Here is a 19,359-nt window from a genome sequence, read left to right on the forward strand (position 1 = left end):
TGGACGCATACGGGAAACGGCGCGAGGATGGTACGGAGAACGTCAGCGGAGGGTAAGGGAGGACGGCGATGGCCACGGTGGCCGAGCAGTTGGTGCGGATCCTGCGGGACTCCGGAGTGCGCCGGATCTACGGGATCGTCGGGGACAGTCTTAACCCGATCGTGGATGCCGTGCGCCGCACCGAAGGTATCGAATGGGTACATGTGCGGCACGAGGAGACCGCGGCGTTCGCGGCGGCCGCCGAGGCGCAGCTGACCGGGCGGCTGGCGGTGTGCGCGGGCAGCTGCGGGCCGGGCAACCTGCACCTGATCAACGGCCTCTACGACGCGCACCGCAGCGGCGCCCCGGTACTGGCGATCGCCTCGCACATCCCGTCCGCGCAGATCGGGACCGGCTTCTTCCAGGAGACGCATCCGGACCGACTGTTCGCCGACTGCAGCCACTACAGCGAGCTGGTCTCGCAGCCCGAGCAGATGCCGCGCCTGCTGCGGATCGCCATGCAGACCGCGGTCGGCAAGGGCGGGGTCTCGGTGCTGAGCATCCCCGGTGACGTCTCCGAGCGGAAGGCGCCGGTCGCCGGGTTCGAGCGGATCACGCCGGTGACGCCCTCGCCCGTGGTGCCGCCCGCCGAGCAGATCGCCGAGCTGGCGAAGCTGCTGAACTCGGGGGAGAAGGTGATGCTGTTCGCCGGCGCGGGCACCCGGGGGGCGCACGACGAGGTGATGGCGCTGGCCGACACGCTCGCCGCCCCGGTCGGGCACTCGCTGGGCGGCAAGGAGTGGATCCAGTACGACAACCCCTACGACGTCGGCATGAGCGGGCTGCTCGGCTACGGCGCCTGTTACGACGCGATGCACGAGGCCGACCGGATCGTGCTGCTGGGCACCGACTTCCCGTACGACAACTTCCTCCCGCAGGCGCGCACGATCCAGATCGACCACGACACGGCGCGGCTGGGCAGGCGCACGCCGCTGGACCTCGCGGTGCACGGCGACGTCAAGGAGACGCTCACCGCGCTGCTGCCGCTGCTGGAGCGGCGCACCGATCGGTCCTATGTGGACAGGATGCTCCGTGAGCACGCGCGGCGGCTGGAGAAGGTCGTCGACGCCTACACCAACAAGATCGAGCACCACACCCCGATCCACCCGGAGTACGCCGCCGACATCCTCGACGACGTCGCCGCCGACGACGCGGTGTTCACCGTGGACACCGGGATGGGCAACGTGTGGGCGGCCCGCTACCTCACCCCGAACGGGCGCCGCAGGGTGATCGGCTCGTTCCGGCACGGGAGCATGGCCAACGCGCTGCCGCACGCGATCGGCGCGCAGCTGTCGCACCCGGGGCGCCAGGTGGTGTCGATCTCCGGCGACGGCGGCCTCGCCATGCTGATGGGCGACCTGCTCACGTTGTCCGCCTACGACATCCCGGTCAAGGTGGTGCTGTTCAACAACGCCTCGCTGGGCATGGTCAAGCTCGAAATGCTCGTCGACGGGCTGCCGGACTACGAGACCGATCACGCCCCGGTGAACTTCTCCGCCATCGCCGCCGCCTGCGGGATCCACGCGACCAGGGTGGAGAAGCCCGGCGAGGTGCGGGAAGCGCTGTCCAAGGCGTTCGCCCACCCCGGGCCCGCGCTGGTCGAGCTCGTCACGGACCCGAACGCGATGTCGATCCCGCCGAAGATCACCGGCGAGATGGTGCGCGGGTTCGCGCTCGCGGCGAGCAAGACCGTGCTCACCGGCGGCGTCGGCAAGATGGTCGAGCTCGCCCGCAGCAACCTGCGCAACATTCCCCGGCCGTGATCGGCGGGCGCGCGGTGTTGCTCCAAAAGGGTTCACCGCGCGTAGCCGGGGGAATACCGGGGTACCCGGAACGCGGAGGAGTGGCTGCGCGAAGGGGAACCGAGGATGACGGCGCCGCGGATCACGGTCGTGATCATCACCCACAACCGGCGCCGGGAGCTGGCGGCGACGCTGGCGCGGATGACTTCGCTGCCCGACGCCGCGCCGATCATCCTGGTGGACAACGGATCCACGGACGGCACGGCGGAAGCCGTCGCCGACAGCCATCCCGAGGTCCGGCTGATCCACCTCCAGGAGAACATCGGCGCGGTCGCGCGCAACGTGGCCGTGCGCCAGGTGCGGACCCCGTATGTGGCGTTCTGTGACGACGACACGAGCTGGCAGCCCGGTTCGCTGACCCTCGCCGCGGACGCGCTCGACCGCCACCCGGCGCTGGCCGCCGTCACCGGACGCTGCCTGCTCGAACCGGACCTGGCCGAGGACCCGGTGATCCCGCCGCTGCGCGCCTCCCCGGTGCCGGGTCCGGTCTGGCTGCCGGGTCCGGCGTTGCTGAGTCTGCTGGCCGGGCTGTCCGCGTTCCGGGTCACGGCGTTCACCGACGCGGGCGGCTTCTCCGGCCGGATGTGGCTCGGCGGGGAGGACGAGCTGCTCGCGCTCGACCTGGCGGCCCGCGGCTGGTGGCTGTGCTGGCTGGAAGGCGTGGTGATCCACGCCCCGTCCCGGTTGCGCGATCCGGCGCGCTGCCGCAGGCTCCGGCTGCGCAACACCCTGTGGACGCTGTGGCTGCGGCGTCCGCTGCCCGCCGCGGTGCGGCGCACGGTCGCGGTGCTCGCGGCGTCGCCCGCCGACCGGACCACGGCGGGGGCGCTGCTCGACGCGGTACGCGGGCTGCCGTGGGTGGTGCGGGAACGCGCGGTGGTCCCCACCAGGGTCGAGTCCGGACTCCGGTTGCTGGAACGGTCCCCTCGGCCGGACCTGCGCCGGGTGCCGGGCTGACACCGTCCTTTGTGGACCGGACGTGGCCGCCTTGACGGCCGGCGCGACCGGCGTACCGTCGGTGGTGTACTGACTGTTGTTCAGACACGTGCTCCGGTCAGCTCGGCGAACCCTGCAGCGAGAAGGAGTGCAGATGTCCGTACCGACACCCTCGCCGCGCCTGCCAGCGGGCGGCCACGGCCCCCGGGGAGCCGGGGAACTCCGCCTCACCATCACCCGCCGTGGCGAGGACACGGCCGTGCTTACCGTCGCGGGCGACGTCGACGTCGCCACGGCCGACCGGCTACGCGCCGCGCTGCTGCGCTGCGACGCGCGGTGCGCGGGCCTGGTGGTGGATCTGTGTCACGTCGACTTCCTGGGCGGGGCGGGCGTTCGCGCCCTGCTGCGAGCCGGGGAGCGCAACCCCGAAGCGGTGGTCGTGGCGAGCGGGCACGCGGCCCGGCGGGCCCTCGCGGTCACCGGCGCCGATCGCGCGCTGGACGTGCGCGGCCGGATGCCCGAGCTCCTCGCCTGCTGACCGGCCCGGCGAAAAAACGGTGGCGGGGAAATCTCCCCGCCACCGTTTCGTCCTTTGTGGTCATTCCGGATCCTCCTCCGCGGGCCCTTCGGCGAGGATTCCTTCGCGCAGTGTGCTCAGTGTCTGGGAGAGCAGCCGCGACACGTGCATCTGGGAGAGCCCGACGCGCTCCGCGATGGCGGACTGGGTCATGTTCCCGAAGAACCGCATGACCAGGATCGAGCGTTCCCGCCGGGGCAGCCGCTGGAGCAGGGGACGCAGCGCTTCGCAGTTCTCCACCTTCTCCAGCGCGGCGTCCTCCTCGCCGAGCGTGTCGGCGAGCAGAGCCGCCTCGGGCTCGTCGTGCACGGGCCGGTCGGTCGAGGTGGTCTGGTAGGCGTTGCCGGCGATCAGCGCCTCGGTGACCTCGTCCACGCCGATGCCGAGGTGCTCGGCGAGCTCGGTGGCGGTGGGGGCGCGGCCCCGGCGCTGGGTGAGCGTGGTGGTCGCCTGGCTCAGCGCGAGGTGCAGTTCCTTGAGCCGCCGGGGTACCCGCAGCGACCAGGACGCGTCGCGGAAATAGCGGCGGACCTCGCCCATCACCGTCGGGATGGCGAAGGAGAGGAACTCGTTCTTCCGTTCGGGATCGAAACGGTCGACGGCGTTGACGAGCCCGAGCCGGGCGACCTGGACGAGGTCCTCGCGGGGTTCGCCGCGCCCGGAGAAGCGGCGGGCGATGTGCTCGGCGATCGGCAGGTGCTCCTCGATCAGCCGATGGCGCAGGCGCTGCCGGTGCGCGTCGTCGTCGGGCAGTGCGTTCATCTCCTCGAACAGCACCGCGCAGTGCCGGTAGGCGTCGGAACGCCGCCGGAGGGAGGTCGTCATGGTCCTCCTGTCCAAGACCGTTTGGTGAACCGGAGGTGCAGGTACCAGGTGTCCCCGATGTCGTCGGTGGGACCGGGCTCTGTCCAGGTCGTGAGGGCGTCGGTGAGCGTGCGCAGCACATGCCATTCGAAGCCTCCGGTGCGGGGGAGAGCCGCGGCCGCGGTCGTGGCGGTGAGCTGGACCGAGACCGACCGCCCGTGCTCCTCGAACCGGCAGCGCAACCCGGTCCCGGGGTGCGCGCGGGGGAACAGGAATCCCGCGCCCTCGTCGACCGCCATGCGGAGATCCGCGATCTCGTCCAGATCCAGCCTGGCGCGGACGGCGACACCCTCGGCCACCATCCGGACGAGGAACAGCAGCTCGGTGTCGAGGGGTATCCGCAGGTCGACGGCATCCGCTGCCCGGCGGGCCGGGCCCGCTCCGTCGACGCTCGCGATCGTGCGGTGGTCCATGGAGCGGGACTACCCCGGAGCGGGCGTACTCATGCACGGATGGGGGCACGGGTCCAGGTTTGCCCGGCAGCGCGGCGGGTTACCCGGCGGGCATGGACACGAACGGATACCTGACGTTCCTCCTCATCGCCGTGCTCCTTGTCGCGCTGGACGGTCAGATCATCTATCGCAGCGGGCGAAGGTACCTCGAAAACTCCTACGGCGGCTCGGACGCGGGCGTCGCGATGGCCCGGCTGGTCACCGTGCTCTTCCACTTCGCGGTGCTGGGCGTGGTGGCGCTGATCTCCACGGTGCCGGTGTTCGACGGCGCGGGCGTGACCGCGATCGTCGGCAGGCTGGGCATCGTGCTGCTGGTCCTCGCGATCGCGCACGGGGTCACGGTGAGCGTGCTGGCGAGGATCCGCGACGACCAGGTGGGCGAGACCCTGGCGACCCGCAAGCAGGAGACGCGGCGCGCGGAGGTCACGCGCGGGCCCGCTGCGTGGTCCCAGCAGGAGCCGGTGGTGAACCCGGTGCCGGGGCAGGTCGGCCGGTCCGCCCAGGTCAGCCCGGGGATCGATGCCGGCACCACGCCTCCGGTGGACCATTGATGCACCGGTTCGGGCGGTACCGTCCTTGCGCGGAGGGCGTACCGTGGACGGATGGGTGTCCGCTCGGGGCACGTCGTGGGTGAGACGACCACGGCGCCGAGGCCGGAGACGATCCGATTCGGTGGTCGTCCCCGTGGGCCGCGTGGTGCCGTGGCGCTGTCGCTGCTGCGCACCACCGATCCGAAGGTGATCGGGCAGCTCTACCTGGTGACCTCGTTCGCGTTCTTCATGGCGGGCGGGGCGATGGCGCTGCTGATGCGTGGCGAACTGGCGCGGCCGGGGCTGCAGTTCCTCTCCTCCGAGCAGTTCAACCAGCTGTTCACGATGCACGGCACGATCATGCTGCTGCTCTACGCGACGCCGAACCTGTTCGGATTCGCGAACTTCGTGCTGCCCCTGCAGATCGGGTCGCCGGACGTCGCGTTCCCCCGGCTGAACGCCTTCTCCTACTGGCTGTACCTGTTCGGCGGCCTGATCGTGCTGAGCGCGTTCCTGACGCCGGGCGGCGCGCCGGACTTCGGCTGGACGGCCTACACCCCGCTGTCCAACGCGGTGCATTCGCCGGGTGTCGGCGGGGACCTGTGGATCATGGGCTTGATCGTCTCCGGGCTGGGCACCATCCTGGGCGCGGTCAACATGATCACCACGATCCTGTGCCTGCGCGCACCGGGCATGACGATGTTCCGGATGCCGCTGTTCACCTGGAACATCCTGTTCACCGGAATCCTGGTGCTGCTCGCGTTCCCGATCCTCACCGCCGCGTTGTTCGCGCTGGAGGCCGATCGGCGGCTCGGCGCGCACGTGTTCGACCCGGCCAACGGCGGGGCGATCATGTTCCAGCACCTGTTCTGGTTCTTCGGTCACCCCGAGGTCTACATCGTCGCGCTGCCCTACTTCGGCATCATCACCGAGATCGTGCCGGTGTTCAGCCGGAAACCGTTGTTCGGCTACCGGCTGATGGTGTTCGCCACGATCGGGATCACCGCGTTGTCGGTGGCGGTGTGGGCACACCACATGTTCGCGACCGGTGCGGTGCTGCTGCCGTTCTTCTCGTTCATGACCTTCCTGATCGCGGTGCCGACCGGGATCAAGTTCTTCAACTGGATCGGCACCATGTGGCGGGGCCAGGTGAGCTTCCAGACGCCGATGCTGTGGTCGATCGGGTTCATGGTCACGTTCCTGTTCGGTGGCCTCACCGGCGTGATCCTGGCGTCGCCGCCGCTGGACTTCCACATCACCGACAGCTATTTCGTCGTGGCGCACTTCCACTACGTGCTGTTCGGCACGATCGTGTTCGCGACGTTCGCCGGAATCTACTTCTGGTTCCCCAAGATCACCGGCCGGATGCTCGACGAGCCGCTGGGGAAGTGGCACTTCTGGACGACGTTCCTCGGGTTCCACACCACGTTCCTCGTCCAGCACTGGCTGGGCGACGAAGGCATGCCGCGCCGCTACGCCGACTACCTGCCCACCGACGGGTTCACGGTGCTGAACACGATCTCCACGATCGGCGCGTTCGTGCTCGGCGCGTCGATGATCGTGTTCATCTGGAACGTGGTGCGCAGCTACCGGTTCGGCGAGGTCGTCGAGGTCGACGACCCGTGGGGCTACGGGAACTCGCTCGAATGGGCGACCACGACCCCGCCGCCCCGGCACAACTTCCTGGAACTGCCCCGGATCCGTTCGGAACGCCCCGCGTTCGAACTGCACTATCCGCACATGGTGGCGCGGATGCACGAGGAGGGGCACGTCCGGTCCCGTCGCGCCCGCGAGCGGGAAGCGGCGAAACGACAGTGAACCTCAGCCCGCCGCCGCGGTGAGGTCGCGGCTGAAGACCACGCGGTCACCGTCGGCGCCGTCGTAGGCGCCGACGGGTTCCGAGACGCTGAAGCCCATCGACCGGTGGAAGGCGATCGACCCCTCGTTCCGCGGCGAGGTGATCGCCCGGACGCCGGTCCGGCCACCTTCCCGCGCGAGGGTGAAGAACCGCTCGTACAGCCCGCGTGCCAGGCCGGTGCCGCGGAAGTCCGGGCCGACACCGACGAAGTGGATGTACGCGGCGTCCTCATTGGACGGTGAGAGAAAACCTACGAGGAAGCCCGCGAGCGCGTCTTCGCGTTCGGCCACGAAGCTGGTGCGGTGGAAGTGATCGAGGAACAGCCGGGGCAGCAGCGTGTGCACGGGACGGCCCCACCACTCATCGACCACCGGGGCGATGCGGTCGTAGTCGGCGGGTTCGGCGTGGCGGACGGTGATTCCGGTGATCATGATCCCGACCATCTCACACCCGCCCGCCCGGCGTCCCCCGTGGCACGGTGAGGACGAACACCGTCCCGGGCGGGCCGGTGACCTCCAGACGCCCGCCGTGCAGGACGGCGTTCTCGTGCGCGATGGCCAGCCCCAGCCCGCTTCCCTCGGTCTCGCCCCTGGCCCGGTCTCCCCGCACGAACCGGTCGAAGACGAACGGCGCGAGGTCGGGCGGCAGGCCCGGCCCCGAATCGGCCACGGACACCGTCGCGTGCCCCGGCGCGTCGCCGTCGACGGTGACCGTCACCGGGGCCGCGCCGTGCCGCACCGCGTTGGTCACCAGGTTCCGCACGATGGTGTGCAGCCGCCGCGGATCGCCGACGATCACGGCGTCCCCGGTCACCCGCACCGGGACGTCCCCGCCGGGGGCGCTCAACGCGATCGCGTCCTCGGCGAGCGCCGCCAGGTCGACGGTCTCCGGCCGGAAGTCCGCGGCACCGGCGTCGAACCGGGACATCTCCAGCAGGTCCTCGACCAGCCTGCTCAGCCGGCGGACCTGGGTGCCGAGCAGTTCGGCGGAGCGTTCGCGGTCCTCGGCGTCGGTGCTGTGCAGGCTGTCGGTGGCCGCGATCATCGAGGCCAGCGGGGTGCGCAGGTCGTGGGCGACGTCGGCGACGAACCGGCGCTGCTGCCGCTCCTTCGTCCGCAACTGCTCGATCGAGTCGCCGAGACGCTGTGCCATGGCGTTGAACGCGCCCGCGAGATCGGCGAGCTCGTCGTTGCCCCGCACCGGGACCCGGGTGTCGAGCGCCCCGGCACCGAGCCGCTGCGCGGCGTCGGCGGCGGCGCGGACCGGCCGCTGGACGCGCCGGGCGGCGAGCACGCCCAGCAGCGCGGCGAGCACGGCGACCCCGCAGCCGACCAGCGCGAGTTGCTTGCGCAGCAGGGAAAGTTCGGCGTCGAGACCGCGCAGGCTGTAGAACTCGACGAGCACGAGGTTGGGGGAGACCTCGCCGACGACGGCGTAGCGCGGCGTGTTCACGGTGTCGAGGGTGTAGGTCCGCACGTGCACGGTGTTCCGGACCCGGTCGATCTCGGCCACCGGGAGGTCCGGGCCGTCGGGCACCCCCACCGACTTCGCGACCGGGACGTACTGGTCGCCCTCGACGGCCGAGGTCGGGCCCGAGGTGGCCTGCAGGTTGACGATGGCCCAGGTGAGGCCGATCCGGCCGGCCATGAAGTCCGCGACGTTGACCACCCTGGGCGCTTCCGGCCACCGGGCGTGCTTGTTCGCCTGCTGGGCGTCCGCGCCGAACCCCGCCTTCGCGGACTCCTCGAACCGCTCGCGCGTCGACCCAGCCTGGATCCGGTAGGCGACGAAGGCCATCGCGACCGTGGCGGCGACGGTCATCAGCACCACCGTCAACGCGATGCTCTCCCGCAGCCCCGGCCGCCACTTCACGGCTTGACCAGGCGGTATCCCAGGCCGCGCACGGTCCGCAGCAGCGTCGGGTTGCCGGTGTCCGGCTCGATCTTCGACCGCAGCCGGGCGACCGCGGCGTCCACCAGCCGGGAGTCGCCGGTGAACCCGTAGTCCCAGACCCGTTTGAGCAGCGTCTGCCTGCTGAGCACCTGCCCGGCGTGCTCGGCGAACTCCAGCAGCAGCCGCAGCTCGGTCGAGGTCAGGTGCAGTTCGGTGCCACCCTTGGTGACCAGCATGGCGTCGCCGTCGATCACCAGCTCGCCGAAGACGTGCTTCGCCGGTGCCGGCGCGGGCACGGCGTGCGCGCGCCGGAGGATCGTCTTGACGCGGGCGTCGAGCACGCGCGGCTCGGCGGGCTTGACCACGTAGTCGTCGGCGCCGCCCTCCAGGCCGACGACCATGTCCACCGGGTCGCCGCGCGCGGTCAGCAGCACCACCGGGATGGTGTCGGTGGCGCGGATCCGGCGGCAGACCTCGAATCCGTCGATCCCGGGCAGCATCACGTCGAGCAGCACGAGGTCGAGAGCGGCGCGGCGCTCGGCCAGGGTTTCGAGGGCCTGTTCGCCGGTCACGGCGACGTCGACCTCGTGGCCGAGCCCGCGCAGCGCGCGGGACAACGTCTCCGCCAGTACGGCGTCGTCCTCGACGAGCAGGAGCCGGGGCACCAGGGAACCTCCTCGCTGATCGTGACCGGGTGCGGAAAGACGGTATACCACCGGCTACGCCGAACGGCTGGTGATCGCCGCCCCCGGATGGGGCATCCGCCAGAGCGCCTCGGCCCTGGCCGAGGCGAACGCCGCGGGCAGCAGGAGCACGGCCGGTACGAGGGTGAGGGCGTGGTACGCCCGGTCGCGGAGGCGGCCGGGCGGCGTGGCGGTCTCGCTCATGGTGTCCACTTTCGACAGTGACTGTGTGCTCCGGGCCGTCGCCGGATGACGGCACCGCGACGAAATGTGACGGTTTCGCACGGCCGGCGCCCCGATGGGCGGAAACGGCGGCACGGACCGGCGCGGCGCCGCGAACTCAATGAACACAACGGTGACAGTCGTCACGTGCGGTACCGAAGGTGTGCACGTCACGCCGAAGTGCGTGCGGTTCGATGGGAGGCCTGATGGCGATGGCACCGGGACGTCGACGGAGGGTGGGACGACGGGTGGTGGCCGCCGCGCTGGTGGCCGCCGGGGCGCTGGCCGTGGGCCCGGGGGTGGCGACCGCCGCTCCGCCGGGCCGGGTGCTCGACTTCGCGGTGCCCTCGGCGGGCTGTCTGCTGTCCTCGGCCGTCGCGCCCGGGGCCACCGTTCCCGGCAAGGTCGTCTCCGGCGGGATCGAGCGGACCTACCTGCTGCACGTCCCGAGCGGCTACCGGGCACACCGGCCGACCCCGCTGGTCCTGTCCTTCCACGGCCACAAGCGGACTTCGGCTTACCAGGAGTCGTTGTCCGGCTTCGATTCCGGGAACAGCATCGCCGTCTACCCGCAGGGGCTCGCCGGCACGGACGGCGAGACGGCGTGGACCGGCGCGCCGTACTCGAACCGCGCGGACGACGTGCTGTTCGTGAGCGATCTGCTGAACCAGTTGCAGGGAAGGCTGTGTGTCGACCCGGCGCGGGTCTACGCCGCGGGCAAGTCGAACGGCGGCGGTTTCACCGGTGTCCTCGCCTGCCGGATGAGCGGGCGGATCGCCGCCTTCGCCCCGGTTTCCGGCGCGTTCTACGACGTCGGTGCCGGGTGCTCCCCGGCGCGCCCGGCACCGATCCTCGATTTCCACGGCACCGCGGACCACACCATCCCCTACACCGGCAACGCCGAGCGGAAGCTGCCGCCGATCCCGGACTGGCTGGCCGCGTGGGCGAAACGCGACAGCTGCGCGGCCACACCGGTGGTGCGTGACCTCGGCAAGGGCGTCAGCGTGCACACCTGGCCGGGCTGCGCGCGGGGCGCGGCGGTCGAGCACTACCGGCTCGACGGGCTTGGGCACGTCTGGCCGAGCACACAACCGAACCTCGACTCCGAAACACCCGCGGCGATGGACGCGACGCCGGTGATCGAGCGGTTCTTCGCCGAGCACCCGCTGCGGCCCGGGACCCGCTGAGCCCGCCTCACCGCCGACGCCCGCTGCCGTAACCACGGTGGTCCGTGGGGGCCTCCTTGAGGGACTCAGAGTCCCTCAAGGAGGCCCCCACGGACCGTTGGGCTTACAGGCCGAAGGCCAGCAGGACGTTGCCGCCGGTGCCGGGGTACTCGGGGGAGTAGCCGGACTGCACGTACACCATCCCGTGGGATACCACGGCTCCGCCGCCGGTGCCCGAGATCGCGCTGCCGTGGCCGACGAGACCGTTGACGCCGGTGAAGTCGCGGATCGTGTCGTAGGTCCACAGCACCTTGCCGTCGCGGGCGGAGTACGCGCGGAGCTTGCCGTCGTTACTGCCCTCGTAGACGACGCCGGGGCTGCTCGTCACCGCCGGGCCGTGCGCGAGTGAACAGCTCTTCGGGTGCTGCGCGGCGCCGCCGGTGGTACAGCCGTCGGCGGGGTTCGGGGTCTTCCACAGTACCTTGCCGGTGGCCGGGTCGACCGCGAACAGTGTGCCGGGGTTGGCGAAGTATGTTGCGATGTAAAGCTTTTCGCCGTCGAAGCTCGATCCCCACTGGATGCCGGAGATCCCGCCGCTGGGCAGGGGGACGCCGAGCTGACGGCGCCACACGACTTCACCGGTGCGCGCGTCGAACGCGTGGTACACGCCGAGCTTCTGCCCGACACCGACGAGCGTGCGCCCGCCGGCGCGGAAGATGTTCGGCGTGGCGCCGATGTCGTAGTCGAGCGCCGAGCCGTCCTTCAGGCCGGGGCAGTAGCCCTCGGGGTCCGGATCGTTGCACGCCGTCCGCCAGGTGTCGGCCTTCGTCACCTGGTTCTTCCACCGCACCGCGCCGGATCGGGCGTCGAGGGCGAGCAGGGTGTCGAAGTCACCGCCGTGCCCGGTGTAGTTCTGGCCGGTGCCGACGTAGAGCGTGCCGTCGGCCGGGTCGATCACCGGGGAACTCCACACCCCGGCGCCGGACGGTTCGAACTTCGGGACGCCGTTCGGCCAGGTCCCGTTCTGTTTCGGCTCGGGGACGGTGTAGTAACGCCAGGCCAGTTCGCCGGTCTCGGCGTCGAGCGAGTCGAGGTGCCCGCGGAAGGTGCAGCACGGGTAGTCCCTCGGCAGCGTGTTCTCGCCGCTGGACACGCCGACGTAGACGCGACCGCCCGAGACGATCGGCGAGCTCGTGATCGTGGCGGCGACGTGCGTGTCGATCCGCTTCGCCCAGCGCAGGGTTCCGGTGCGCTGATCCAGCGCGTAGAAATACCCGCGCAGGTCGCCGAAGTAGACCTTTCCGCCCGACACCGCGGGCCCGTCCCAGGTGACCGCGCGGGTGGCCGCCGGGTCGACGGTCTTCAGGTCGAAGGTCCATTTCTCGGCCCCGGTGCGGGCATCACGGGCGTAGAACTTGCCGTCGGGACCGCCGAAGTAGATCGTGTCGCCGACGACCGCGGGCTCGCTGCGCGTCGGGAGTCCGGGCGACGGCGGATAGGCGAACGCCCATTTGAGTTTCAGATTGCCGACGGTACGCGGGGTGATGGCCCGCTCGGCACGGTTGTGCCGGGTGCCGGTGGGATCCTTCTGCCAGGTCGGCCAGTCGCCGGACCGGCCCGTCGTCGCGGTTTCCGGGTCCGCGGCGGCCACGCCACCGGCCAGGCCGGCGACCAGGACGGCAGCGGCGGCCACGGCGAGCGGCACACGTTTTCTGGCACGGGAAAAGGAGATCAAGACAGCCCCCCGATGGTGCTGGACGATTCCAGGACCATCTCAACCTGTCAGGCTCCGGGGGCGTCGTCGATCGGTTTACGGGTGGATCCGGGGTCAGCCGAACGATGGATGCGCGCGGGCGGTCAGCTGTGCGCGCCGAGATAGGCGGGATCGGGCGCGGGCAGCGGTTTGTCCGGTTGCCCGGCCAGCAGTTCGCCCATCGCGCGGAAGTACGGCGGTGCCGCCACCGTGCCCCCGAACGCGCCCGCGCCGCACTCGCCGAGGTGGACCGGCGTGCCGGGGCAGATCTCGCGGGGGTGCGGGCCGTCGGCGAAGACCATCGACGACACCGCGTAGTCGTCCACCCCGCCGACGAACGCGACCGACTCGCTCTGCTCGGTGGTCCCGGTCTTGGCGATGTCGGGCCGGGTCCAGCCCGCGGCGCGGGCGGCGATGGCGGAGGTGCCGTGCTTGGTGTCCTGGCTCAGCCCGGCCATGAGCGTGTTCGCGACCCCGGTGGGAATGACCCGCTCGCACGGAGGCTGGGTGATCGGGACGGGCTTGCCGGCGCGGTCGGTCACCGAGAGGATCGGATCCGGCGGGCACCACACCCCGCCGCTCATGATCGTCGCGGAGACGTTCGCCATTTCGAGCGGGCTCACCGGGCTGTTGCCGAGGGTGAACGAGAGCAGGTTACGGAAGTAGTCCGACTGCGGCTGGTCGTACTGGGGGTTCCCGGCCAGCGGGCTCGCCGGATCGGTGACCGGTGGGTTCCCGGCGTCGTTGGTGGTCAACGTCTTCCGCAGCCCGAGCCGGCGGGCCATGTCGAGCACCGCGGGCATGCCGACCCGGGCTTCCAGGCCCACGAACGCCACGTTCGGGGACGTCGCGAGCCCGTCGGCGAGCGAGATCGGGTCCGGATAGCCGGTGCCGTCGTTGCCGACCGGATAGCAGGCGGTGTACTGGTTCGCGCCCGGCGGGGTGAAGCAGTCGTGCGGCGGGTTCGGCAGCGGCGTGGTCAGCCCCGCCTTGCCCGTGACCATCGCCGCGGCGGCGGTGAAGATCTTGAACGACGAGCCCGCGCCGAACTTGTCGGCCGCGTCGGCGACGATGTTCGTCGAGCGCTGTCCCCTGTCCGGATCGTTGCCGTAGTCGCGGTTGGCGACCATCGCGAGCACCTCGTGCCCCCGCTGTCCGGGCCGCACGACGGCGAAGGTGTTCGCGACCCCGTCCTGGGTGGTGGGCACGTTCGCGTCCACGGCGTCCTTGGTCACCCGGCTGACCTTCGGGTCCATCGTGGTCCTGACGGTGTACCCGCCGGTGGCCAGCCGGTCGGCGGTGAACCCGGCCTGCGCGAGGTAACTTTCGGCGTAGGCGCAGAAGAACCCGGCGTCCGGGGCGGCGCCGAGGCAGGTGCCGGACGGGGTCACCGGGCCGTCCGGCAACACCCCGAGCGGCGCGTCCTTCGCCGCGGTGCCGTAGCCCGCGGGCAGCAGGCCGCCGGAGACCATGTCGTCGATGACCAGGTTCCGGCGCGCGGTCGCCTCGGCGGGATGTGTGTAGGGGTCGAAGAGGGCGGGATTGTTCACCATCCCGGCCAGCAGGGCGGCCTGGGGCACGGTCAGCTTGTCCGGTGTGGTCCCGAAATACGCCTTCGCGGCGGCGCCGACGCCGTAGACGGTGCCGCTGAACTCGACGACGTTCAGGTAGCCCGCGAGGATGTCGTCCTTCGACATCCTTCTGCTCAGCTCGACCGCGATCTTGGCCTCGCGCACCTTCCGCGCGAGCGAGTCCTCCTGATCGGCCAGCTGCGCCGCCCGATCGTTCCGGTCGACGACGTTGATCAGGTAGTTCTTGACGTACTGCTGGGTGATCGTCGACGCGCCCTGGAGGTTCCCGCCCGCGCTGTCGTGCAGGGCGGCCCGCAGCATGCCCTGCGGGTCCACGCCGCCCTCGGTGTAGAAGCGGCGGTCCTCGACGGACACGATCGCGGCCTTCATGGTGTCCGCGATCCCCGCCGCGGCCACCGGCAGCCGGTACTGGGCGTAGAGCGTGGCGATCGGGGTGCCCTCGCGGTCGGTCACCGTGGTCGTCAGCGGCGGGCTGCCGGTCGCGAGGTCGGCGGAAATCGCGTCGACGGAGTCGCTGACCTGATTGGACAACAATCCCGCGCCGAGCGCGACGGGCGCGAGCAGCCCGGCGACGAGTACTCCGCTCAAAGCGCACAAACCGGCCAGGGTCACGGCATTCCGGCGACGAACCACGGAATCCACGATAAACGCGGTCCGGTGTGGCCGCCGTTTTCTGTGCGGAATCCTACGGGGAGACAACGGAAACGAAGAAGGGCAAAAAGGCGGAGGGTGCCGCTTCGTCAAAAACGCGGCAAATGACGCGTCTTTTCCCTTTCCGTGCTCCGGTCCCCGATCGCGACGGCGTGGCAGGCGCCGAGGCCCTCCGCGCGGGCGACGATCCGGCCCGCCTCGACGCGCACGGCGACCTCGGTCGCGTCGCTGACCGCGGGCACCCCGGCCGCCGCGGCGACGGCGCCGGACGGATCGGGCACCACCCGCAGCCGCGGCCGGTGTTCGGGCGCGAAGGCCTGCCGCAGGCAGCCCATGAGCTCGGCGAGGACGAGCCGGGCGAGCGGCATCAGTTCGGCGGGATCACCGGAGACGAGGACGGCGGTGACCTCGGCGCCCGGTGGCGCGGCGCGGACGGCCGCCTCGACGGCGGACAGCCGGTGCAGCCCGAGCACGGCGACCACGCCGTCCCCGGCCAGTGCGGCGGGTCCGCCCGTCACGGCGTCCACACTGGACGGTGGAGCCCACGGTTCGGCTGCCCGTTGTGCCGGTGGGACGACCGGCGGCGGCGCCCACCAGTCGCCGAGTTCGAGGCCCGCCAGCTGCTCGCACGCGCTGACCACGTCGAAGGGCTCGACGAACCCGGGCGCGGCGGCCGACAGCTGGCTCGCGCCGTGCAACGTGGTCAGCACCGTCTCGGCGAGCCGGACCAGCCGCGCGGGCGGGGCGCCGGGTGGTGTCTCGGGTGGCCGGACGCGTTCCAGCGCGAGACCGAGCAGGAGCGCGTTGAGCTTCATCAGCTGGGCGAACGGGCGCCGGGTCCGGTCGTCGGCCAGCACCTCGGGGAGCACGTCGACGTCGAGCCGTGTCCCCGGGGTCTCGTCGAGGGGCAGCCGGGCGACCCAGGCCCGCGCGAACGCGCCGAGCGCGGCGGGCGCGGTCCGGCCGCGCTCGGCGTGGGGTTTTTCCGGCACGTGCTCGGCGTCCTCGGCCAGCATCGCGAAGTACAGCGCCCGTTTGCCGGGGAAGTTGGAGTAGACGACGCCGCGGGTGAACCCCGCCCGCTCGGCGATGCGGTCGACCTTGGCCTCGCGGAACCCCCGCTCGGCGAACTCCTCGCGTGCCGCGGCGAGCACCTTGGCGCGGTTGCGCTCCTGGAGTTCCGCCCTGCTGAGCCGGCTCATCGTCCTCCTCGATCACGGCGTTTGCCGTCCGTCCCGGAACAAGATACCTTCGCCATCGAGATGACATGAACATCTGTTATCAACATCTGAAAATGGAGGTTCCATGATCGGCATCGAACTGCCCGTGATCGACGTGACCGACCCGGCGGTCCTGCTCGACCCGTTCGCGGCGTACCGGGAGGCGAGGGAACGCGCGCCGCTGGCCCGGCTCGCGATCCCCGGCATGGGGGAGATGTGGGCGGTCACCCGGCACGCGGAGGCCAGGGCGATGCTCACCGACGCGCGGTTCGCGCCGAACTCCGGCAGCTACCTGACCCCGCCCGGGGTGCCGGAGGACTGCCGGGCCTACCTGCGGACCATGCAGGAGAAGGACGGGCCGGAGCACGCCCGGCTGCGTGGGCTGGTGGCGCCCGCCTTCACCGCGCGCCGCGCGCTGGCGTTCCGGCCGAAGATGACGCGGATCGTCGAGAACCTGCTCGACGCGCTGCCCGCGGCTGGTCCGGTGGACCTGGTGGCGGACTTCGCGAAGCCGTTGCCGATGGACGTGATCTGCGAGCTGGTCGGCGTGCCGGCCGCGGACCGTCCACAGTGGAGGGAGTACGGCGCGCTGGTCGCCGACGGTTCCGGCAGGGGATTCGCCGAGGCGATTCCCGGCATCGTCAACGACGCCAGGGCGCTCGTGGCGAGCAGGCGGGCGGAACCGGCCGACGACCTGGTCTCGGAGCTGATCGAGGCCCAGGCCGAGGACGGGGACCGGCTCAGCGACGTCGAGCTGGTCACCCTGGTCTGGCACCTGGTCCTCGCGGGCCAGACCCCGGCGAACCTCATCGCCAACGGCGTCGCCGCGCTCTTCGCGCATCCGGAGCAGCTCGCCGCGCTGCGGGCCGACGAAGGGCTCGCCGCGGGCGCGGTGGACGAGCTGATGCGCTGGTGCGGACCGCAGCTGCTGACCACCCCGCGGTTCACCGCCGGGGACGTGGAGTTCGGCGGGACGGTGATTCCCGGTGGCACGCCGGTGACCGCGGCGATCGTGTCGGCGAACCGGGATCCGCGTGTGTTCGCCGACCCCGACCGGCTGGAGATCACCAGGCGCGGCGCGGGCGCGCATCTCGGGTTCGCCCACGGGCCGCACTTCTGCCTCGCCGCGGCGCTGGCCAGGGTCGAGACCGAGGTGGCGCTGACCGGGCTGTTCCGGCGCTTTCCCCGCCTCGCCCCCGCGGTGCCGGTCGGGGACCTGCGCCGCACGCCGGATCCGGGGACCTGGCGGCTGGGGGAGCTTCCGGTGACGCGCTGATCGCTCCCGTCGTTCGTAGGTTCCGGGCCGTGCCGGGCGCGTCGTAGGGTCCCCACCGCGGCGACTTTCTCGGGAGATTCGGTATGACAGGCGGTTCCCGGCGGGTGCTCCTCGACGACCACCTCGCCGCCGAGCTCGACCGCGCGCTGGCCTACGGTCCGTTCGCGGCCGCGGTGCGGGCCGCGATCCTGGCGAGCGGGCTCACGCTCGACCGGATCCAGGCACGGCTCGCGCGCCGCGGCGCGCCGCTCAGTGTCGCGACGCTGAGCTGCTGGCAGTCCGGACGGCGCCGCCCCGAACGGCCGGGCTCGCTCTACGCGCTCGGTCAGCTCGAAGCCGTGCTGGAGCTGCCGGGTGACTCCCTGCGCGCCCTGCTCGGTGCCCGGGGCGCCCGAGGGCGGCGGCCGGGGACCGGACGGCTTCCGGCGCTGGCCGACCTGTGGGTGACCCGGCCTCGGGCGAGCGAGCTGCTCCGGCAGGTCGGCCAGGACGCCGAGTCGGTGCTGCGGCGGCTGAGCCAGCACGACCGGCTCCAGGTCGGCCCGGACGGCCGCCCCCGGCGGCTGCACTGCCGTCAGGTCATGCGGGCCGAGCGGGCCGGGGCGGACCGCTGGCTGCTGATGATGGACTGGGGCGGCCCGCCGGGGGAACCGCTGGTGGTACGTCACCCGCGCAACTGCGCGCTCGGCCGGGTCCTTTCCGATCCGGAGTCGAGTCTCGGTGCCGCCGAACTGCTTTTCGACCGTCCCGTGCGCGAGGGGGAGACGGTCCTCATCGAATACGAGCTGGTGCGGCCGGGAAGACCGGGCGCGCCGGTCTCCGGTGATCGGTATTCCCGGCGGTTCCGCAGACCCGTGCGGGAATACGTGCTGGAGGTGTGTTTCGACGCGGCGGCGGTACCCGGGCGCTGCCGGCAGATCACCTGCGGGGTCGGGGACGAGACACCGAAGACGGTGCGCGCGCTCGAAGTCGGTCCCGCGGATTCGGTGCACGCGGTGGGAACGGACTTCGGCCCCGGCAAGTTCGGAATAGCCTGGCAGCGGGAGATTTCTTGAATCGTTTCCCCGGTGGTGTCAAAGATGTCAAACAATGCTCGGGCGGAACGCGGTCCGCCGGGGAAAGTGCCGTGCTAGCGTTCGGACGACCGATTCTCCGATGACGCCGCGGAATCGCCGCCGGCGCTCGTGAAGGGTGTGGAAATGAATTCCCAGAGGCTCGTGTTCGGTGTGCTCGGCGCGGGAATGGCGTTGTGCGGGGCGCTGGCCGCGGCCCCGGCGGCGGTGGCCGCGGACCACGGGGTGAGCGCGACCGCGAGCGGGCTGCCGAGCTACGAGCAGTGGCAGGCCGACGTGCGGAAGGTGATGGACCCGGCGATCCCGTACCTGAACGACCGCGTCGCGCGGGGCGGGAAGAAGCTCGCGATCGTGCTCGACATCGACAACACGTCGCTGGAGACCGAGTACCACCGCGGCGCGCCGAACAAGCCGGTGCTCGCGTTCGCGAAGGCCGCCGCGGACAAGGGTGTCTCGGTGCTGGTCGCCACCGCCCGCAAGGAGAGCGGCAGGTCGGGCGCGCTGTCCGACCTGCGCAAGGCCGGTTACCCGGCGATCACGGAGATCTGCTTGAAGAAGAACGAAAGCCACGCGGTGGACGTGAAGATCCGCTGCCGCAAGGAGTTCGTCTCCGAGGGGTACACGCTGATCGCGAACGTCGGCAACCGGCCGGGCGACCTGGAGTACAAGAACTACGAGCGCGGGTTCAAGCTGCCCGACTACGACGGTCAGCTGTCCTGAGCGGGTAGACGCCGGCGGGCGGCACCGGGCACCATCGATCACAGCGTGATCG

At 71.3% G+C, this 19,359-nt stretch carries 18 protein-coding genes; 9 read left to right on the forward strand and 9 right to left on the reverse strand.

Going from position 1 to position 19,359, the window contains the following annotated elements:
• The first annotated feature begins 68 nt into the window (after positions 1 to 68).
• From ABD987_RS13660 to ABD987_RS13670, 3 genes are all read left to right on the forward strand, one after another.
• Complete coding sequence (locus ABD987_RS13660; protein WP_345391690.1) at positions 69 to 1,802, forward strand: pyruvate dehydrogenase; 1,734 nt, start codon at positions 69 to 71, stop codon at positions 1,800 to 1,802.
• 105 nt (positions 1,803 to 1,907) lie between these two features.
• Positions 1,908 to 2,798: a glycosyltransferase family 2 protein gene (locus tag ABD987_RS13665; protein WP_345391693.1), complete on the forward strand. Its 891-nt coding sequence runs from the start codon at positions 1,908 to 1,910 to the stop codon at positions 2,796 to 2,798.
• 133 nt (positions 2,799 to 2,931) lie between these two features.
• Complete coding sequence (locus tag ABD987_RS13670; protein ID WP_345391696.1) at positions 2,932 to 3,315, forward strand: STAS domain-containing protein; 384 nt, start codon at positions 2,932 to 2,934, stop codon at positions 3,313 to 3,315.
• A 60-nt stretch (positions 3,316 to 3,375) separates the two neighbouring features.
• On the opposite strand, the gene ABD987_RS13675 is transcribed toward ABD987_RS13670, so the two are convergent.
• Entirely contained in the window at positions 3,376 to 4,179 is an 804-nt protein-coding gene (locus ABD987_RS13675) for a SigB/SigF/SigG family RNA polymerase sigma factor (RefSeq protein ID WP_345391699.1), read from the reverse strand.
• Positions 4,176 to 4,631: a hypothetical protein gene (locus tag ABD987_RS13680; protein ID WP_345391702.1), complete on the reverse strand. Its 456-nt coding sequence runs from the start codon at positions 4,629 to 4,631 to the stop codon at positions 4,176 to 4,178. Before ABD987_RS13680 ends, ABD987_RS13675 begins: the two co-directional genes overlap by 4 nt.
• A 92-nt stretch (positions 4,632 to 4,723) precedes the next feature.
• Here ABD987_RS13680 and ABD987_RS13685 point away from each other — a divergent pair, with 92 nt between their 5' ends.
• Positions 4,724 to 5,221 (forward strand): hypothetical protein, encoded by a 498-nt coding sequence (locus ABD987_RS13685; RefSeq protein ID WP_345391705.1) that lies wholly within the window; start codon positions 4,724 to 4,726, stop codon positions 5,219 to 5,221.
• 51 nt (positions 5,222 to 5,272) lie between these two features.
• Complete coding sequence (gene ctaD / locus ABD987_RS13690) at positions 5,273 to 7,018, forward strand: aa3-type cytochrome oxidase subunit I (RefSeq protein ID WP_345391708.1); 1,746 nt, start codon at positions 5,273 to 5,275, stop codon at positions 7,016 to 7,018.
• A 3-nt stretch (positions 7,019 to 7,021) separates the two neighbouring features.
• On the opposite strand, the gene ABD987_RS13695 is transcribed toward ctaD, so the two are convergent.
• The 4 genes from ABD987_RS13695 to ABD987_RS13710 are packed head-to-tail and all read right to left on the reverse strand — an operon-like array spanning position 7,022 to position 9,838.
• Positions 7,022 to 7,489: a GNAT family N-acetyltransferase gene (locus tag ABD987_RS13695; protein ID WP_345391711.1), complete on the reverse strand. Its 468-nt coding sequence runs from the start codon at positions 7,487 to 7,489 to the stop codon at positions 7,022 to 7,024.
• A 13-nt stretch (positions 7,490 to 7,502) separates the two neighbouring features.
• A complete protein-coding gene (locus ABD987_RS13700; protein ID WP_345391714.1) occupies positions 7,503 to 8,930 on the reverse strand; it encodes a sensor histidine kinase in 1,428 nt (475 codons plus the stop codon).
• Complete coding sequence (locus tag ABD987_RS13705) at positions 8,927 to 9,616, reverse strand: response regulator (RefSeq protein ID WP_345391717.1); 690 nt, start codon at positions 9,614 to 9,616, stop codon at positions 8,927 to 8,929. Before ABD987_RS13705 ends, ABD987_RS13700 begins: the two co-directional genes overlap by 4 nt.
• 54 nt (positions 9,617 to 9,670) lie before the next feature.
• Positions 9,671 to 9,838 carry a hypothetical protein gene (locus ABD987_RS13710; protein ID WP_345391720.1) on the reverse strand — a complete coding sequence of 56 codons (168 nt, stop codon included), beginning with the start codon at positions 9,836 to 9,838 and terminating at the stop codon, positions 9,671 to 9,673.
• A 224-nt stretch (positions 9,839 to 10,062) separates the two neighbouring features.
• Here ABD987_RS13710 and ABD987_RS13715 point away from each other — a divergent pair, with 224 nt between their 5' ends.
• On the forward strand, positions 10,063 to 11,043 hold the full coding sequence (locus tag ABD987_RS13715) for a CE1 family esterase (RefSeq protein WP_345391723.1): 981 nt from the start codon (positions 10,063 to 10,065) through the stop codon (positions 11,041 to 11,043).
• A gap of 103 nt (positions 11,044 to 11,146) precedes the next feature.
• Here the strand turns inward: ABD987_RS13715 and ABD987_RS13720 are convergent, their stop codons facing one another.
• The 3 genes from ABD987_RS13720 to ABD987_RS13730 all read right to left on the reverse strand — a co-directional run bounded on the left by ABD987_RS13720 (position 11,147) and on the right by ABD987_RS13730 (position 16,220).
• The gene (locus tag ABD987_RS13720; protein WP_345391726.1) at positions 11,147 to 12,715 is read right to left on the reverse strand and encodes an outer membrane protein assembly factor BamB family protein; all 1,569 of its coding nucleotides are present in this window, start codon (positions 12,713 to 12,715) and stop codon (positions 11,147 to 11,149) included.
• Between the two features lie 164 nt (positions 12,716 to 12,879).
• Positions 12,880 to 14,964 (reverse strand): transglycosylase domain-containing protein, encoded by a 2,085-nt coding sequence (locus ABD987_RS13725; protein ID WP_345391729.1) that lies wholly within the window; start codon positions 14,962 to 14,964, stop codon positions 12,880 to 12,882.
• A gap of 143 nt (positions 14,965 to 15,107) precedes the next feature.
• Positions 15,108 to 16,220 (reverse strand): TetR/AcrR family transcriptional regulator, encoded by a 1,113-nt coding sequence (locus tag ABD987_RS13730; protein ID WP_345391732.1) that lies wholly within the window; start codon positions 16,218 to 16,220, stop codon positions 15,108 to 15,110.
• A 103-nt stretch (positions 16,221 to 16,323) separates the two neighbouring features.
• On the opposite strand from ABD987_RS13730, the gene ABD987_RS13735 reads away from it, so the two are divergent.
• From ABD987_RS13735 to ABD987_RS13745, 3 genes are all read left to right on the forward strand, one after another.
• Positions 16,324 to 17,514: a cytochrome P450 family protein gene (locus ABD987_RS13735; protein WP_345391735.1), complete on the forward strand. Its 1,191-nt coding sequence runs from the start codon at positions 16,324 to 16,326 to the stop codon at positions 17,512 to 17,514.
• A gap of 83 nt (positions 17,515 to 17,597) precedes the next feature.
• Positions 17,598 to 18,569 (forward strand): hypothetical protein, encoded by a 972-nt coding sequence (locus ABD987_RS13740; protein WP_345391738.1) that lies wholly within the window; start codon positions 17,598 to 17,600, stop codon positions 18,567 to 18,569.
• Between the two features lie 144 nt (positions 18,570 to 18,713).
• Complete coding sequence (locus tag ABD987_RS13745; RefSeq protein ID WP_345391741.1) at positions 18,714 to 19,307, forward strand: HAD family acid phosphatase; 594 nt, start codon at positions 18,714 to 18,716, stop codon at positions 19,305 to 19,307.
• The last annotated feature ends 52 nt before the right edge of the window (positions 19,308 to 19,359 follow it).

The sequence above is a fragment of the Amycolatopsis samaneae genome, from assembly GCF_039541975.1.
Taxonomy (GTDB): Bacteria; Actinomycetota; Actinomycetes; order Mycobacteriales; family Pseudonocardiaceae; genus Amycolatopsis; species Amycolatopsis samaneae.

Coding starts and splice junctions, on each gene's coding strand:
- ABD987_RS13680 (WP_345391702.1), bottom strand. CDS start 4,631: ATGGACCACCGCACGATCGCGAGCGTCGACGGAGCGGGCCCGGCCCGC.
- ABD987_RS13745 (WP_345391741.1), top strand. CDS start 18,714: ATGAATTCCCAGAGGCTCGTGTTCGGTGTGCTCGGCGCGGGAATGGCG.
- ABD987_RS13670 (WP_345391696.1), top strand. CDS start 2,932: ATGTCCGTACCGACACCCTCGCCGCGCCTGCCAGCGGGCGGCCACGGC.
- ABD987_RS13695 (WP_345391711.1), bottom strand. CDS start 7,489: ATGATCACCGGAATCACCGTCCGCCACGCCGAACCCGCCGACTACGAC.
- ABD987_RS13710 (WP_345391720.1), bottom strand. CDS start 9,838: ATGAGCGAGACCGCCACGCCGCCCGGCCGCCTCCGCGACCGGGCGTAC.
- ABD987_RS13660 (WP_345391690.1), top strand. CDS start 69: ATGGCCACGGTGGCCGAGCAGTTGGTGCGGATCCTGCGGGACTCCGGA.
- ABD987_RS13685 (WP_345391705.1), top strand. CDS start 4,724: ATGGACACGAACGGATACCTGACGTTCCTCCTCATCGCCGTGCTCCTT.
- ABD987_RS13715 (WP_345391723.1), top strand. CDS start 10,063: ATGGCGATGGCACCGGGACGTCGACGGAGGGTGGGACGACGGGTGGTG.
- ABD987_RS13740 (WP_345391738.1), top strand. CDS start 17,598: ATGACAGGCGGTTCCCGGCGGGTGCTCCTCGACGACCACCTCGCCGCC.
- ABD987_RS13675 (WP_345391699.1), bottom strand. CDS start 4,179: ATGACGACCTCCCTCCGGCGGCGTTCCGACGCCTACCGGCACTGCGCG.
- ctaD (WP_345391708.1), top strand. CDS start 5,273: ATGGGTGTCCGCTCGGGGCACGTCGTGGGTGAGACGACCACGGCGCCG.
- ABD987_RS13735 (WP_345391735.1), top strand. CDS start 16,324: ATGATCGGCATCGAACTGCCCGTGATCGACGTGACCGACCCGGCGGTC.
- ABD987_RS13665 (WP_345391693.1), top strand. CDS start 1,908: ATGACGGCGCCGCGGATCACGGTCGTGATCATCACCCACAACCGGCGC.
- ABD987_RS13730 (WP_345391732.1), bottom strand. CDS start 16,220: ATGAGCCGGCTCAGCAGGGCGGAACTCCAGGAGCGCAACCGCGCCAAG.